Annotated in this window: 14 protein-coding genes; all 14 read right to left on the bottom strand. The window is 34.3% G+C overall.

Annotated elements, in window-relative coordinates; all coding sequences use genetic code 11:
• Positions 1 to 508: 508 nt before the first annotated feature.
• The 14 genes from Q5W13_RS09860 to Q5W13_RS09795 all read right to left on the bottom strand — a co-directional run bounded on the left by Q5W13_RS09860 (position 509) and on the right by Q5W13_RS09795 (position 15,149).
• Positions 509 to 1,534 carry a heparin lyase I family protein gene (locus Q5W13_RS09860; protein ID WP_304446171.1) on the bottom strand — a complete coding sequence of 342 codons (1,026 nt, stop codon included), beginning with the start codon at positions 1,532 to 1,534 and terminating at the stop codon, positions 509 to 511.
• Between the two features lie 188 nt (positions 1,535 to 1,722).
• The gene (locus Q5W13_RS09855) at positions 1,723 to 2,721 is read right to left on the bottom strand and encodes a heparin lyase I family protein (RefSeq protein WP_304446170.1); all 999 of its coding nucleotides are present in this window, start codon (positions 2,719 to 2,721) and stop codon (positions 1,723 to 1,725) included.
• An 83-nt stretch (positions 2,722 to 2,804) separates the two neighbouring features.
• Positions 2,805 to 3,731 (bottom strand): glycosyltransferase family 4 protein, encoded by a 927-nt coding sequence (locus Q5W13_RS09850; RefSeq protein ID WP_304446169.1) that lies wholly within the window; start codon positions 3,729 to 3,731, stop codon positions 2,805 to 2,807.
• Positions 3,732 to 3,999: 268 nt separating this feature from the next.
• Complete coding sequence (locus Q5W13_RS09845; protein ID WP_304446168.1) at positions 4,000 to 5,100, bottom strand: glycosyltransferase; 1,101 nt, start codon at positions 5,098 to 5,100, stop codon at positions 4,000 to 4,002.
• A gap of 87 nt (positions 5,101 to 5,187) precedes the next feature.
• Positions 5,188 to 6,315: a glycosyltransferase family 4 protein gene (locus Q5W13_RS09840; protein ID WP_304446167.1), complete on the bottom strand. Its 1,128-nt coding sequence runs from the start codon at positions 6,313 to 6,315 to the stop codon at positions 5,188 to 5,190.
• A gap of 90 nt (positions 6,316 to 6,405) precedes the next feature.
• Positions 6,406 to 7,611 (bottom strand): glycosyltransferase, encoded by a 1,206-nt coding sequence (locus Q5W13_RS09835; protein ID WP_304446166.1) that lies wholly within the window; start codon positions 7,609 to 7,611, stop codon positions 6,406 to 6,408.
• Between the two features lie 72 nt (positions 7,612 to 7,683).
• A complete protein-coding gene (locus tag Q5W13_RS09830) occupies positions 7,684 to 8,661 on the bottom strand; it encodes a glycosyltransferase family 4 protein (protein ID WP_304446165.1) in 978 nt (325 codons plus the stop codon).
• An 8-nt stretch (positions 8,662 to 8,669) separates the two neighbouring features.
• Positions 8,670 to 8,945 carry a hypothetical protein gene (locus tag Q5W13_RS09825; protein ID WP_304446164.1) on the bottom strand — a complete coding sequence of 92 codons (276 nt, stop codon included), beginning with the start codon at positions 8,943 to 8,945 and terminating at the stop codon, positions 8,670 to 8,672.
• A gap of 42 nt (positions 8,946 to 8,987) precedes the next feature.
• Positions 8,988 to 9,992, bottom strand: a complete 1,005-nt coding sequence (locus Q5W13_RS09820) for an oligosaccharide flippase family protein (protein WP_304446163.1) — start codon at positions 9,990 to 9,992, stop codon at positions 8,988 to 8,990.
• A complete protein-coding gene (locus Q5W13_RS09815; protein WP_304446162.1) occupies positions 9,940 to 10,362 on the bottom strand; it encodes a polysaccharide biosynthesis protein in 423 nt (140 codons plus the stop codon). The genes Q5W13_RS09820 and Q5W13_RS09815 overlap by 53 nt, the downstream gene beginning before the upstream one ends.
• Before the next feature lie 24 nt (positions 10,363 to 10,386).
• On the bottom strand, positions 10,387 to 11,619 hold the full coding sequence (locus Q5W13_RS09810) for an O-antigen ligase family protein (protein ID WP_304446161.1): 1,233 nt from the start codon (positions 11,617 to 11,619) through the stop codon (positions 10,387 to 10,389).
• 143 nt (positions 11,620 to 11,762) lie between these two features.
• On the bottom strand, positions 11,763 to 14,033 hold the full coding sequence (locus Q5W13_RS09805; RefSeq protein ID WP_304446160.1) for a polysaccharide biosynthesis tyrosine autokinase: 2,271 nt from the start codon (positions 14,031 to 14,033) through the stop codon (positions 11,763 to 11,765).
• 11 nt (positions 14,034 to 14,044) lie between these two features.
• On the bottom strand, positions 14,045 to 14,284 hold the full coding sequence (locus Q5W13_RS09800; protein WP_304446159.1) for a Wzz/FepE/Etk N-terminal domain-containing protein: 240 nt from the start codon (positions 14,282 to 14,284) through the stop codon (positions 14,045 to 14,047).
• A 103-nt stretch (positions 14,285 to 14,387) separates the two neighbouring features.
• The gene (locus Q5W13_RS09795) at positions 14,388 to 15,149 is read right to left on the bottom strand and encodes a polysaccharide biosynthesis/export family protein (protein ID WP_304446158.1); all 762 of its coding nucleotides are present in this window, start codon (positions 15,147 to 15,149) and stop codon (positions 14,388 to 14,390) included.
• Positions 15,150 to 15,154 lie beyond the last annotated feature (5 nt).

Raw genomic sequence — 15,154 nt, 5'->3', positions numbered from 1 at the left:
AGATTGAACAACATACTTCCCCACAAAAGAAAACGTTTCCTGCTTTCTTTAGTCTGGAGAGGAATGCTATTTCCTATAAAAAAATCTACTATAGTCGATAGAAAAATTAAGAATAGAAAACGATAGTCCCACCAACCGTAAAAAATATAGGAGCTTATAAGCACCAATAAATTTTGAGACTTTAAACTCTTATTGAAAACAGACCAATAGAGAAAAAAGACTATCGGTAAAAAAATAAGAAACTCTATGGAATTGAATAACACTTCCTTATGGTTTGGCTGTTACTATCTATTAACAATTCGAATAAAAAAATATCCAAAAACCTGAACCTCAAAAATGATTCGTTCAGGCCGGCAAAATTAACGCTATTTTCTCACTTAACAACAACATGATACTTTCTTTTGCCCTCTACCACGGTCATGACCCGTTAATAATGGTTTTTACTTAAATAGAAAATGAATTTATGATCTTAAATGAACCGGGGTGAATCTCAAATCATTAAAACAAATTATCTTGGTGCCACTAACGAGTAAGAGTCCTTTTTATACTCTGAATCTTCAGGTTTTCTTGTAATGATTCTCAAAGCTCCCATATAAGTCTCCAACTTTGTTATCCCAAGGTCTCTTGACTTCTGAACATCATCTCCATTCCTCCATGGCCATTTATAAATACCCCATTTTGCATTTCCTCCCACAGGGTGAGATGCTCGTACGGTACGTTCCTGCACATCCACTACCTTGCCCCCATCTATCCAAACTTGAAGCAGACCGTTATTATCATCTCCCCAAATTACATGTATTACTATGTCTAAGGTCTGACCTGCTTTTGGAATTATTCCTGTAGAATAATATGAACTCTTACTATCGTTACAATTATTTACTACAAGAACTTCACCTGCGTTCCCAGAGCCCGCACCTCCTTCATTTACAGACCACATGGCTATAAGAGGTGTTTCACCCGCTGTACCCTCGTGTACTTGAAAAAATGCCCAAGGGTTTTTTGTATCTACAATATAATTATCTCCAAAACTATAGCTCCATCCAAACCATTCTTCAGTTCCAGCTGGATGATTAATTTTCCATGGTTCCGTACTTATTTCTGCACGCATATTATACGCATTGGAACACCAGTTACCAACTTCAGGATAGGTAGGGTTTATACTAAACTTAAGACGGCTATCTTCTTTTGAGACTTGCTTTTCGTAACATTCAGAATTAATTTTCAACTGCCCATTACTAAAGGGCACACCTACTTTAGATGAGTAATCTGGTATCTCTACATCTCCCCAGCACCAGACTTTTAGACCTGTCTCATTACCCATTGCTCCTTTTGTTTCACAAACAACTTCATTTTTTTGACTAATTGGATCTCCCCCTTGAACAGGTGTTTCTTCTTCTAATACCTCATTTTCTTCAGGTTCTATTGCTTCATTTTTTCCATACAACTCATCTTTCTGTCCAATAGATTCATCTTTACCACAGGAAAAAAAACAATTTAACAAGAGAATAGATAAAGCTATTTTCAACACTTTCATAATAAGTAGGTTTAACTATAATTAAGAAGCGGATTGAAGCAATCTTAACTATTGGATTTGGGTATAAACCTAACGGAGGCATGAATACGTTTAGTACTTTGTAGAGATGTCGCTCATCGAAAAAACACCATCTATTTTTATCGATAAAGTGTTCAACTAAAAATTATATGTATTGCGAGGTAAAAAAACTATGGAGAAACCAGCGTATATGAGTTACTTAGATAATCTTTATCTTCTGGTTTTCTGGTAATAATATTTAACGGACCCATAAAGGTCTGTAAATGAGTAATGCCTTGCTTTTGTGATTTTGTAACTCCATCAATACTGCGCCATGGCCATTTATATATTCCCCATTTCGCATTACCCCCAACAGGGTTAGAAAAACGAACTGTTCGACCTTGACGGTCGTGAACCAAAACTCCATCTATCCAAACCTGTAAAAGACCATTATAAGCATCACCCCAAACAACGTGTAGTACGATGTTCAATGTTTGGCCTGCTTTTGGAATAATTTTAGAAGGATAAAAATGATTACCATAATTACTGGATGAATTTACAACATGTATTTCACCAGCATTGCCACTGCCTTGCCCACCCTTATTCATAAACCACAAAGCAATTAGAGGTGTTTTTCCTCGAGTACCTTCATGTACTTGAAAAAAAAGCCAAGGATTGTCCTCATCAATTATATAGTCGTCACCTAATGTATAACTCCAACCAAACCATTCTTCAGTTCCCTTTGGGTGATTTACCAACCAAGGAGAGGTACTAATTTCTGCTCGCATGTTGAATTTATTATCACACCATTCACTAGAGGAAGGAACTACTGGGTTAACATTAAATTTAATCTTTCCCTTTTCTATTGTTACCTGTTCCTCTGAACATTCAGAATCAATTTTTAGCTGATTATCACTAAAACCAACAGACTTTTCTCCTTTATAAGACGGAATACTAACATCTTCCCAACACCAAACTTTTAAGCCCGTGTCAGATGCTTTTCCTCCTTTAGTTTTACAGATTGAATCGCCTACTGAATTAAACAAATCTAACCCTTGGTTAAAACTCTTTTCCTGCGAAAAAGCTTGTTTAGTAAATTCTGTAGAATCCTGAAACCTAAAGACTATACTACCTATATCACTTGATATTGAGAGTACCCCAATGATAAGAAGTATTGTTATAAGTTTCATTTGGCGTTCAAAAAATTTACTCTATTTACAATCAAATAATATACCGTAAATCCGAGTATTACAAAAGACTTTCATAAAGGTCCTTATACTCTAAGGCTATTCGATCCCAGATATCTATTTGCAACTTTGGTCTCTGCATGTTGCCCAAGTAATTGAAAATCTTTAGTGTTATTTTCTACCCACTGTATTTTTTCAGCAAGATCATCAACATTCTTATTTTCAAAAAAGAGTACATCATCTTCATTAAAAACTTGGGTGTTTTCAGGAATATCACTTGCCAAAATAGGTTTACCAGTACTTGCTACTTCTAATAACATTATAGACATGCCTTCTGTTTCTGATGGAAACACAAAGTATTCGCATGAATCTACCAAGGCCAATAACGCCGGTAGCGGGTTAACGAAACCAAGAAAATGAACGTTAAGTCCCTTACTCAATTCTTTAATTTCTTTAATATATGCAGGATAATTGTCCAACTCACCCGCAACAAAAATATGGCCTTTATAATCTATTTTTTTATAGGCTTCGAGCATAGTATGCAAACCTTTAGTACCCATAATCCTCCGTGCCGCAAACAATACAAAAGGTGTGGATTTTGGCAGTTGAGCTGGCCAGAATTTTTCACCAAGAGCTACCGATCGGTTTTCGGAAAGATTAATTCCGTTAGGAACAAAAAGAACGTCTATGTTCTCCGTTTCTTTATAAAACTCACAAAGAGGCTTAGAAATAGCGGTTTTAGCTCCTTTGAAATTTAAAAAACGTCTTTCGCAAAGTTTAAAGAATTTCTTAGCTACGCTACCCCATTTATCACGCTTATAAGGTGCCTCGTGAGCCGTGGCAATTACTTTGCACTTTTTTGAAAGACCATCAAGAAAAAAGAAACTATCTATTTTATGAGCATGTACTATGTCATATGTACCAAAAAGTCTGATATGTAAATAACAAAGACCGTAGTAAAGGAAGACACCTAGACTCCCAAATTTAATTTCAGGAAATTCTATAACTTTCACTCATGGTATATGATTTTTAGCATCTTTGTTTTTATAACAATAAACCGTAATCTCAAAATCGTTTGCCAAATTAATAATCAGGTTCTCCGCTACTCTACTTGTCCCTCCCCGTGAAGGGAAATACTTGATACCAAAAAATGCAATTTTCGGTTTGTTTTTCATTTCGCTTGTACTTTATATTTTATAATCTATAGAACTCACTTTATGACAAGTTCTATATTGACATAAGCTACCCATTTCTTTAGGTTTCACACTCTAAAAAACATGATTACTTTACGTTTTCTTTATACAGTTGAATATATGAACTGGTCATTTTCTTGAGTCCGAACATATTTTCCATTCTATTTCTTGCTGCGACCCCCATGTCTTGACATAACTGTTCATCACCTAGAATCTGTGAAATTTTATCAGCCATTGCTTCAGGCGATGCCGGAGCTACCAAAAAACCTGTTTTACCATCTTCAACAGCTTCATTGGTTCCTCCTCCTGTAGTGGCTACCGTAGCTTTTCTTAGTGCCATATATTCTAATATAGCGTTGGATATACCCTCGCCATGAACCTGCATATTGGTTGATAAAACGCCAAGGGTAAACGTGGCAACAATAGATTCTACATCTGTCTGTAAACCTGTAAAAATAAACCTGTCCACATGCTTTTTCGGCACCATTTTCCTACACTCCTCTAAATCTGGACCTCCGCCAATAGCCAAAAAAGTAACATCCTCCCTTTGATCCAATACGATCATTGCAGCTTTAATGTAGGTCTTAAAATCCTTTCTTTCAGAAAAGTTACCGACCATACCTACTATTTTAGGAGTCATTATGTTAAATTCCTGCCGAATGTTAGCTTCACTATTTAATTTTGATATGCGATTTAAATCAAAACCATTATAAATGCATAGAGCTTTTTTACTCGGAATATTATAGGCTTTTAAACCGGCCAAAGAATTCCCCACAATAACTTTTGAAAAAGGCGAAGCCAACTTCGTTCTAAAATAATCCTTATTGAATAAATTAAGGTTCTCTGGTGCATCAACTATACTTCCATTAATAAGAGGTATACCCAGTAATTTTGAAGACGGTATCCCTAGAATGGTAGACATTGATCCCCAGCTATGAAGCAAATCTGGTTTCCAGCTTTTACAAAGTTTATAAAGCCTGTAGAACACCATTGGGTTTTTCTTTGGTACTCTTTCTAATATAGTAATAGGCACACCTAAGTCATAAACTTCTTTATAGTGAATTCTATTGGAGAAAACCACCAAGCCTAGCTCTATATCTTTGTATTCTTTACTACCCTTCAACAGCTCAATCAATCTTCTTTCCCTTCCACCAGAAGTGAGGCTTTCAATAAGTATTAATATTTTCATATTTAAAATGGCTGGTTGAAACTGGTTATTTAGAATTTTATGCTTTATAGCTAACTAAGAGCTTGAAAAAATGAGAGAAATGTTTTATTACTTTAACAAAATACGTTCGTAAAAATTAATGGTTCTTTCAATAACAGTCTTTGGCTGAAACCTTTTACTAGCTAGCTTAGCATTATCTGACACAACTTTTTGTTTGTCTGGATTTTGAAAAATATGAGCTAGAACCTCTGCCAGTTTTTCAGAATCTCCTTTTGGAAAAAGATACCCGGATTCATTATTTTTTATCATTTCAGGAATACCACATATATCTGTTGCTACAACAATTTTTCCTTGACTCATTGCTTCAGCTATACTCAAAGGCAATGTTTCCTGAAAAGATGGCAACACAAAAACTGGAATATTTTGAGCATAAGACAAAACTTCAGATTGATTTTTCCAGCCACCGAATATCACTTTTTCTGAAATATTTAGTGAACTTATTAAATCATCAATCTCTTTTTTATATTCCATTTCTTTGTAACCACCAACCACATAAAGTTTGCTGTCTATTCCTTTTTTATCCAACAAGTGCAGAGCTTGTATTAGAATATGAAGGCCTTTACGTTTCTTTATCTCTCCAACAAAATACATTTCATTTGCAATCTGGCTCTCTATAACTGGGGTATTTTGAAAAAAGATTTCATTTACCGGGTTAACAATAAGTTCTGAATTAACTTCACCATTATCACCGTTCTTTTCAAAATATATACCCTTGTTGTATTCCGATATAAAAATGATGTTTTTAATCTTATTTAGATAGTAGTTCTCTACCACCTCTTTTATCTTAAATAAGATTTTTCTTTTATTAGTTACCTGTAATAGGCGCTCTTCACTAAGAATGGCATGCTGAGTGACCACAAAAAAGTCTCTATAACTAGATTTATACAAAAGTACACCAGGCACTACTCCCTGAAGATGTATAATATCGGGTTTTTCTTTTGCGACTATATCGTTGAATTCTTTTCTAGCTTTCAAAAAAGACGACCTAAAACTCAATCTGTAGACGGAACACGTGTTTTCAAATTTTGAGAACCCGCTATCAGAAGATGTAGATACTAAGACAAGCTCTATATCCGAACGTTTTACTAGTTCATTGGCCATATTCACCAAAACACCCTGAACGCCTCCATATGCCTTATTATCTTCAGGAAAATCACCAACTAAGAACAACTTCATAGGTTTACTTTTAAGCTTTTTCAGTATTAAGAACAGTTATTTCAGTCTTCTTCATATACGCATTAGATGCTTCAAAAGACCATATAAATACTATAGTGTTTTTAGAAAATCCAGCATTTTTTTGCCGTGTGCTCTATAGTCAAATTCTCTTAACCCAAGCTCTTTTCCGTTTAATCCTATTTCTACAGACCTTTCTGGGTTATCTATAACATACCTCATTTTTTGAGCAAAAGAGGTAACATCATACTTATTAGCCACCAAGGCAGTCTTACCATCCTCAAAATAATTCATTATCTCACCAACTGCTGTTGTTACCACAGGATTTCCTGAAGCCAGATATTCCCCTATTTTGTGAGGAAATCTAGAAGTATCCTGAATAGTAGGTCTTAATGGGATAAGAAGAGCTATTGCATTCGTATACAAATACACAAGCTTTTCATACGGGATATTGGTATATAATTTTATTGGCTGAGTAGTAAACGAACTGTTTATCTCATCCTCTAGTTGTGCAGTTTCTTTTTTACTACCTCCACTTACAATCATGTATAACTTGGTATGCTCATCTACATTCAAACTTTTATAAGCCTCTATTATAAAATTGAACACTTCTTTATAACGAATACTACCACAGTAAAGAAAATATGGTTCTTCTTGATTACCTCTAGGTATGTTGAATTTTTCAAAATCACATAAAATAGGTAATTTCAAAGCAGGTTTTGATGGTGACTTTTGATTATAGTGATTCATTAATCGATCACTTATAGGTAAAGCTCCATTATATTGTTTTAGCACCCAACTATCAATTAAACGATCATTAATACGCTGTAAAAACCCCGTTCTATGCTCCATTGAAGAAGCCATTTCTACAAAATTAGTAGCGGTAGGTATTTTATAGAAGTATGAAAATAAAAGGTAACGAAGAGCGTGTTTTACTTCTCTATTGGGAACTATAGCCAAATCTATCCTATCATGTTTCTTAAGTTCTCGTAAATACCTAAGCTCACCAATAATACCTTTTATTTTTTGAACATTACGACCGAAAAAACTTTTTGGTCTATGAACATCTTTTGAAGTATAGATATAATCAATACCTTCAAAATTGCCTTTATATTCAAAATCTTTATGCTCGTCTTGGTTCCAAGATCCTTTTCTACAAATAACCGTCACCCTACAACCTTCATATATGAAGGCTTTTGCCATTAAGGTAAGTCGCTGTACGGCTGCCAATCCATAAGGAAATCTAATTTCCCCCATGAATACAATATGTGGCTTGGTATTTTGTGTTTGTTTTTCCAATTTCAACTTTTTTTCAAGACAATTCTTGATGTAATTTTCAGAGAATTTTTATATAAAACTAATAGCAACGATCTATTTCTTTGTTTGAGTTAATTCATCGAATATTTTCAGTAAATCATCACATATTTTCTTGCTACTGTTTCTAACCAGACCTAATTTTCTAGCATTTTCACCCATAAGTTTTGCTTTATCTGGAGATTCAGAAAACTCTAAAATAGCACCAGCCATTGCATAAGGATCTTTATTTTGTATTAGAAGTCCTTCCTTTCCATCAACCAACATACTTGGCGTTCCGCCAACATTAGTTGCAATTACAGGCATGCCCAGCAACATAGCTTCTTGGACACCATTTGGACTATTTTCTATATGGGATGGATGAACGTATATATCTGAATTTAATAGTTCCTCTATCATTTCAGGCCCTGTCTTGTTTCCTAATAATTTCACTTCTGGACGAGATGATGGAAAATTAGCTTCCTTTCGTGCAGCTTTTGTATATACAGTACCTTCTGCTATTCCAATTATCCGCCATTCTAAACGTTTTCCTATTTTATCACTTAGAATTTCACTTGTTCTAAAAACAGTTTCTAAGCCTTTATAGAGATTTCCACGTATTGTTGTAGTAATCACAAATTTATCTCTATCGTTCCATTGTTTCCATTGGTTGGTCAAAAAAGGTGGACGCATAGCTTCATCACAATGAAAATATCTAGCCTGTGGCGCCATTGTTTTAACCAGTCTACTATCCCAAGTGGTTCGTCCTATAAAGTTTTCAGCAAAAGAAAAAATACGTTTTTCTCTTGCCACAAGATGTTTGAACATTAAAAAATTGTGATACATAGTATCACCTGACAACATATGCTTTAAAGATTCTAGAGCTAAGGTCTTTTTCACTTTAAGTCCATTCTCATACATCATTTCATACACCGTAAGATTACCTTGAAACCAAATAATAGAAGGAACTTTCAACTCAGGAATTATTAAAGGAAAATCCGACTCTGTTCCAAAAAAAAGAATAACATCTGGTTTAAAATCATTAACGACCTTCAAATAATGTTTTAATGAATTCTCTGAAGGGGGGTAGCAAAAAAACGACTATACCAACGATCAAACTTACCAAACGGATATCTTGGCACCATGAAATACTTGGTACGTGAAGTCTCTGATTTAATTTCCTTAGCTTCTTTTTCAAGCTCGCTAAAAACTATACCCAACTCAATATCTGAGTTATCCATTATTTCTTGCTCCAATGACTCAATCCAACTACCTCCAACTCTATTTTTAGAGTTAGATGCTCCTAAAGGAGGTCTATTTGAAAACCAGAGTACGCGCATAATTCAATTATTTTGTAAGCTTTTTATTTATGATTTAATCCACTACTTATTCCATATGCCAGTAGCTGTACCATTCAAGATTTTCTTAAACTGTATTGGTGCCAAAATAGGCCCATAAGCTACTGAAATAATACTTGCTAAAATAACGCCAGCCGAGTCCAAACCTAAAGTTTTTGCAAAGAAATAGGACAAAGGAACATTAACTAACATACTAATAATACCGACAACTAACTGCAACTTAATTTTACCTACCCCATTAATAAATACCACGAATATATTACCCCAAGCGAGAACGTTTACATAGACGCACATTATTACCGAAAGTAAAAACGGAACTTCAATTCCAGGCACCCAAAAATGGTAAAAGTAAGTAGACCCCAATAACATAACTATACTAAAGGCGAATAATGCCATCCAAACTTTAATAAGTTTTTTATTCGTAGCCAAAATCCATTGAATATCTTTTTTTGCATATGCCTCTGTGTATGCGGACCAAAAAGGAGATGATACTATAGCGAATACTGCCGTAATCAATCCAAAATACTTATATGCAATGGCATATGCAGGCACCTCAGACGGACCTAATAGCTGCGTGATTATCACATTATCAGTAGAAAAAATTATGATAGATGATACTTGTACTATAAAGAACTTTCCTCCTATACCCCATAGCTCACCAAATTGCTCTCTCCTTACATAACTAAAGGACGGAGCTATAGACCTATAACCACCATAGAACATATAAACGCTGACTAATAATAAAATTACCATAGGTGAAACCCCTAGAGCCAACGATAGATAATAAAGAGAACCCTCTGTAGTCTTGGTTAATGTAAACACAATTATTAAAGCAAGTATATTGCTTAACAAGTTGTACAGACCTTGATATGCGGGTCGCTGATATGCTAAAAAAATAGAGTAAATTAATTTTAATATAAAATTGATACAGAAAAAAGAGAAAGTAGCAATTGCCACAAGACGTAATTCGGGCCCGCTAACCTCTGTAGTATTTAAAATGGATTGCCAATCTAAATAAGGCTGAATCACAAAGAAAAGCACCAAGGATAGCAGAAATTATCATTCCTAAAATCGCATAGGTAGAGCTAACGTAGGATTTAGCCTTCTCCATCTCATCATTAGCCAAGGCGAGAGCCAATTTGTTTCTAAGACCACTACCTAAACCAATATCAAAAAAACTGAACCAACCTACTACAGATGATAATGTAAGCCATACCCCGTATTGTTCTTTATCAACATATCCTATGGTCAAAGGAACCATATAAAAACCAATCAAAATACTTGTACCCTTAATTAAAAAGGACGCTAATATATTCTTTTTAGCTTTTACTGATCTTTTTTGACCTTTATTCAGACGTTGTCCTATCTTATCTAGGAGGTTCTTTACTGTTTTATACATCAATATATTGTCTGGACGAAAATTCTATTCATAACTTATTTTTGAACCTGCTAAATTACTTTTTGTAGAAAAAGAAAGTGCTTGGTCTTTATGAGTACTATAATAATTTGTAAAAATAATAGCGAACATCAACCCGTAATGAAACAAATCAAATATTACTAAGGTAAGATTGGCTACAGCAAAAGCGAAAAAAGCGAAAAAACCACCCCAGTAACCTGATTTCAATCCTATTCTACGCATACGTTTTAAAAGCAGGCCTAGAAAAGTTAAATAAATGAGCCCTCCCACTAAACCATAGTAATAGAACAATTTTAAATATCCCACATGAATCTGAGAACTACGTCCTCCTAATAATCTAGTAACCTCCTCCGTATCTACACCCATCGTACCTAAAATAGGATTATGAGGGAAAACTTTAAAAAATACCTCAAAGGCTAACAAACGGGTGCCGGCACTATCTGATAAAAGTCTTTCTTCAACAAATTTCTCTAAATTAATACCCGAAAAACTTAGGGCAACTACTATTAGAGTAAGAAGAACAATCCCGTACAAACCATATTGAAGGGCTTTTATCAATTTATTTTTACCTACCCATACTTTCTGACTGGAAACCACAAAGAAATTTAACATTATCCAGCGTGCACTAGACAAAAACCCTACCGTTGCCGCCGAAACGAAAATCAACCCTGTTTTTATCCATTTTTTTGAATTAATAGCTATTAATATGCTAAATACGGCCATAGTATCAACTCCAACAGACACCTTGTTAATAAAAGAGAAAATAGAATGCCGATACCCATCAATAAATCTATCTACATCTCCAGTGACTTCTTGCGGATTGTTTATATAATATTCTTGCATTCTTGCATAGGACAACCCCTGAATTAGGCCATCAGTCTTTAGCAAAAAGAAAGGTTTGAAAGTTTGAACAACCGAAACTATTGCTGCTAAAACAAGTGTAAGGCCCAGAACTTTCAAAGCCCATTGCATCCACTTAGAAGGGAAAGAAATATTTTCGACTACCAAAAAAGCAATAAAGGTCTGAATAAGAGGGTCTGAATAGAGATATTTTATAATACCGTCTTCTTTGAGTTCATCGGAAACGAACATGTTACAAAGCAAGGCATAAAGTGTAAAGACTCCGAAAAAAACTACATAATTAGGAATTTTCAAGGCTTGATTAGTCACATATAAAGTATACAAGACATAAGCCAAATAGACAAAAAATATCATCCCTAATACATAATTAGGTTCCATTTTCGTCACCTTATAAACCATATAACTAAAAAATGGATATAGGAGTAGAATTAAAAAAAATAAAAACTTCGGCAAGTTTTTCATAATCAATTAAACCTTAATACCTATCACACATTTTTTTTTAGAAAACCAATACAACTCAATTATACCGAAAATGACTTATCTACTAATTGCTTTTCTTTGTTCAAACCATATTTTGCCTCATAACCATATTTATGATCTTCCTTAAGGGCATCGTTGAAAATAATATAGCTTTTCTTCTTTTTATCTCTTGGAATTAAATTATCCAAATCTTCAAGAAATTCAACTTTAGAAACGTTTCTTCTAACGACGAACAAATTAATATCCATAACATCTAAAAGCAGTAAAAAATCGGAAACCAAACCAACAGCCGGGGTATCTAGTATAATATAGTCATACTCTTTTTTAAGCTTGTCTATCAGAGAGTTCATTTTTTCACTAGACAGCAGTTCTTGAACATTGCCATCTACTATTTCAGTAGGAATGAATTTTAAATTTTTGACCTTTTCATGTGAATGAATAACTTCACTCACCGAATCAACCTCCCCTTTCAAATAATTAGATAACCCTTTTCCCTTTATTTTACGGATACCTTTTACCAAACTAGGATTCCTTAAATCTGCATCTACAATAATTATCTTTTTACCCGCCTCAGCTAATGTTATACCAAGGTTGATCGCATTGTAAGTCTTCCCTTCTTCTGGCAGGATAGAAGTTATACCAATAACTCCCTTACCAGTAGAATTCACAAGTTTTAAATTAGTAGTAAGATCACGGAAAGATTCTTTGAGTTTCCAAAGTGAAACTTCGGCATCAGCATCAGAGGTCATAAACTTATCATCAACAAAATCAAATAATTTGCCACTACCTTTTATCTTCTTAATTATTTTCCCGAGTTTTTCACCCACAAAAGGTATACTAGACGCCCTTTCTTTTGCATCATCATCACCATCATAATGTATTATACTCGCAATAATCGGCATATCACTATTCGCCATTACTTGATGTACATTTTCAATGGTATCATCTGGTGAAAAGAAAATTATCCAACCAAGTGGTAGTAATGTTCCAAGGACCACGGCGAGCCCTAACAATAAAGATTTTTGTGGAGATACTGGTCCACTACCATCCATTCTAGCTTCATCTAAAACTCGAGTATCAGAAGTACTTTCCGCCCTAGCTATACCCGTTTTTGCCAACTCTTGGCTTAAGTATTTATACAGGTTCTCATATAGCGTATTTTGGCGCTGAATATTAAGTAGCTGTATTTCCCTTGTGGGTAAGGAACTAATTTCCTCATCTATACTGGATAATTGGTTAGTTATTCCTCCCAAAGCCGCTTGTGATGATCTCACCGCACTTTTTAAATTGCTCAATAATATTGCAGTAGACTCTTGAATCTGATCATTTAAAATGGTCATTTCTTGATTATTACTAGTTACAAAAAATTTCTTTTTAGAACGTTCTGCATAGAGGTTTTTCAATTCCTGAATATTCTGGTTAATAGAAGCATCTTCAACACCAATACCAGAAGGCATTATAAAATCATCGCTATTCTTATTATTACGTACACTTCGTATAATAGAATTGTAATAGTTAATGTTCATCTTAATTTTAGCCGCTTCTACTTGTAAATTATTGGTCTGATCAAGGGCATTTGAAGCTGTAGCCCCCAAATCCATGGCTTTTTTATCAATTTTAAATGCTTCCAACTCCACTTCAAACCTTGTTAAAGAATCAGATATAACATTTAATTGATTTCTAATGAATGCTTCCTTACCGGCGGCTATCTCATTTCTAGAAGAAAGTTCGTTTTGAACATAGTTTTGGGTTAACTTTTTAAGAAAATCCACCTCCTTGGCCACAATAGGTCCCGAGGATACTATTTTAAATATACTAGCCTGAATATCTATATTGTTAGCTTCAAGATTACCCATGTAGCCTTTAGCTACACTCTCTACATTACTAACTTCAAAGCTTAGGTTATCCCCATCAAAATCTTCTAGATTAACACTGTACTGTGGTTTATTAAGGGTAAACGTAAAATACTCGTGCTCTACCTTATCGCCAAATTTGTATTCATTAGAAAAATTAATACTTCTATCTACCTCTCTAACCGAGCCATTTGATGGATTGGAAACTGAAAATTCATCACCTTTAATCGTTAATTTATAACTATCCCCAGTGAGTAACTCAACTTCAAAAGGCACTCCATACAATTGAGGTTTAGAACGATCTAAAGATGCTTCAAAAGGAAAATAACCATAACTTTCTTTTGATGAAAATAATGTAGATGTATGGTAGGATACATCAAAATTTAAATCTTCTATTGTCTGTCTTATTAGGCTGAACGACTTTAAAATACCTATTTCGTTATATAGGTTTTTCTCCATCTCTATTAAGCTCACCCCCCATCAACATATTTACTGTCTCCCAAGACACGGTTTGTACCTTTAGAATCAATTAGTACCGAGGTAGACACTTCGTATATTTTAGTAGCACTTGCTATATAGACTAAAGCTAAAAGTACAAAGAGGCCTATACTCGCAATAAAGAACATTTTATTCTTATAAATCTTCCTAAAAAATAATTTTAAGTTAATTTCCTCCTGAGGCTTAACTTGATTATTCTTATTCTCTTTCATTTCGTTGTCATTATTATTTTCTCAAAGCCTAAACATATCTTTTTATGTTTAGGCCTTCATGAAGCTAAAGTCTTATACTTGAGAAAATACTTAAATTTTATATTTAGTTGGAATTGAAACTCAACACCAATATTGTGGTAGATATTGCAGATAAAACTAGACTGAAAACACCTAAATTCTTTTGAAAAAGATTTTCTTTAGATGTTTCAACATACAATACATCATTAGGGTGTAAAAAGTAATATGGCGAGCTTATAATATCTGGGCTAGTAAGATCTAAATCAACAACAATAGATTTATCACCGTGTTGACGAATCAATTTTACATTCTTCCGTTTACCTGATATATTTAGGTCTCCCGCCGCACTTAGCGCCTCAAAAATTGTGGCTTGTGTATTATAAATATAGTTCGTTCCCGGCTTACTTACGTCTCCTAAAACTGAAACCTTAAAACTGGTAATTTTTACAGATACTACCGCATTTAGCAAATATTTATCTATTTCAGTTTGAAGCAAATCTCTAATTTGCTCTACCGTCATGTCCTGTACTTTGACCTCGCCTACGATTGCTAAATTTATGGAACCTTCTTTATCAACTGTATAACCAGTCAAAAATAAAGAAGCGGGATTAGCTTGCAAATTTATGTCAGCCGACGTTGAGTTGTTAAAGTATGCTACTTGATCGGGATCTCTACTCTGAACTTTAACGCTTAGCACATCATTTGGTTGCACACCGTATTCGGTAGGACGCAAACGTAAAGTCATTTCATGACTCTCACTTTGAAGATAATTAACTCCTTTAGAAGTATAACAAGAAGTCATCGTTAGAGTAACCAATACTATAATAATACGTTGTATTGATAGCAAATCAC

It is taken from the genome of Zobellia laminariae, from assembly GCF_030553095.1.
GTDB classification, from domain to species: domain Bacteria; phylum Bacteroidota; class Bacteroidia; order Flavobacteriales; family Flavobacteriaceae; genus Zobellia; species Zobellia laminariae.
The sequence above is the reverse complement of the archived record's forward strand: the minus strand, read 5'-3'. Positions and strand labels throughout refer to the sequence as shown.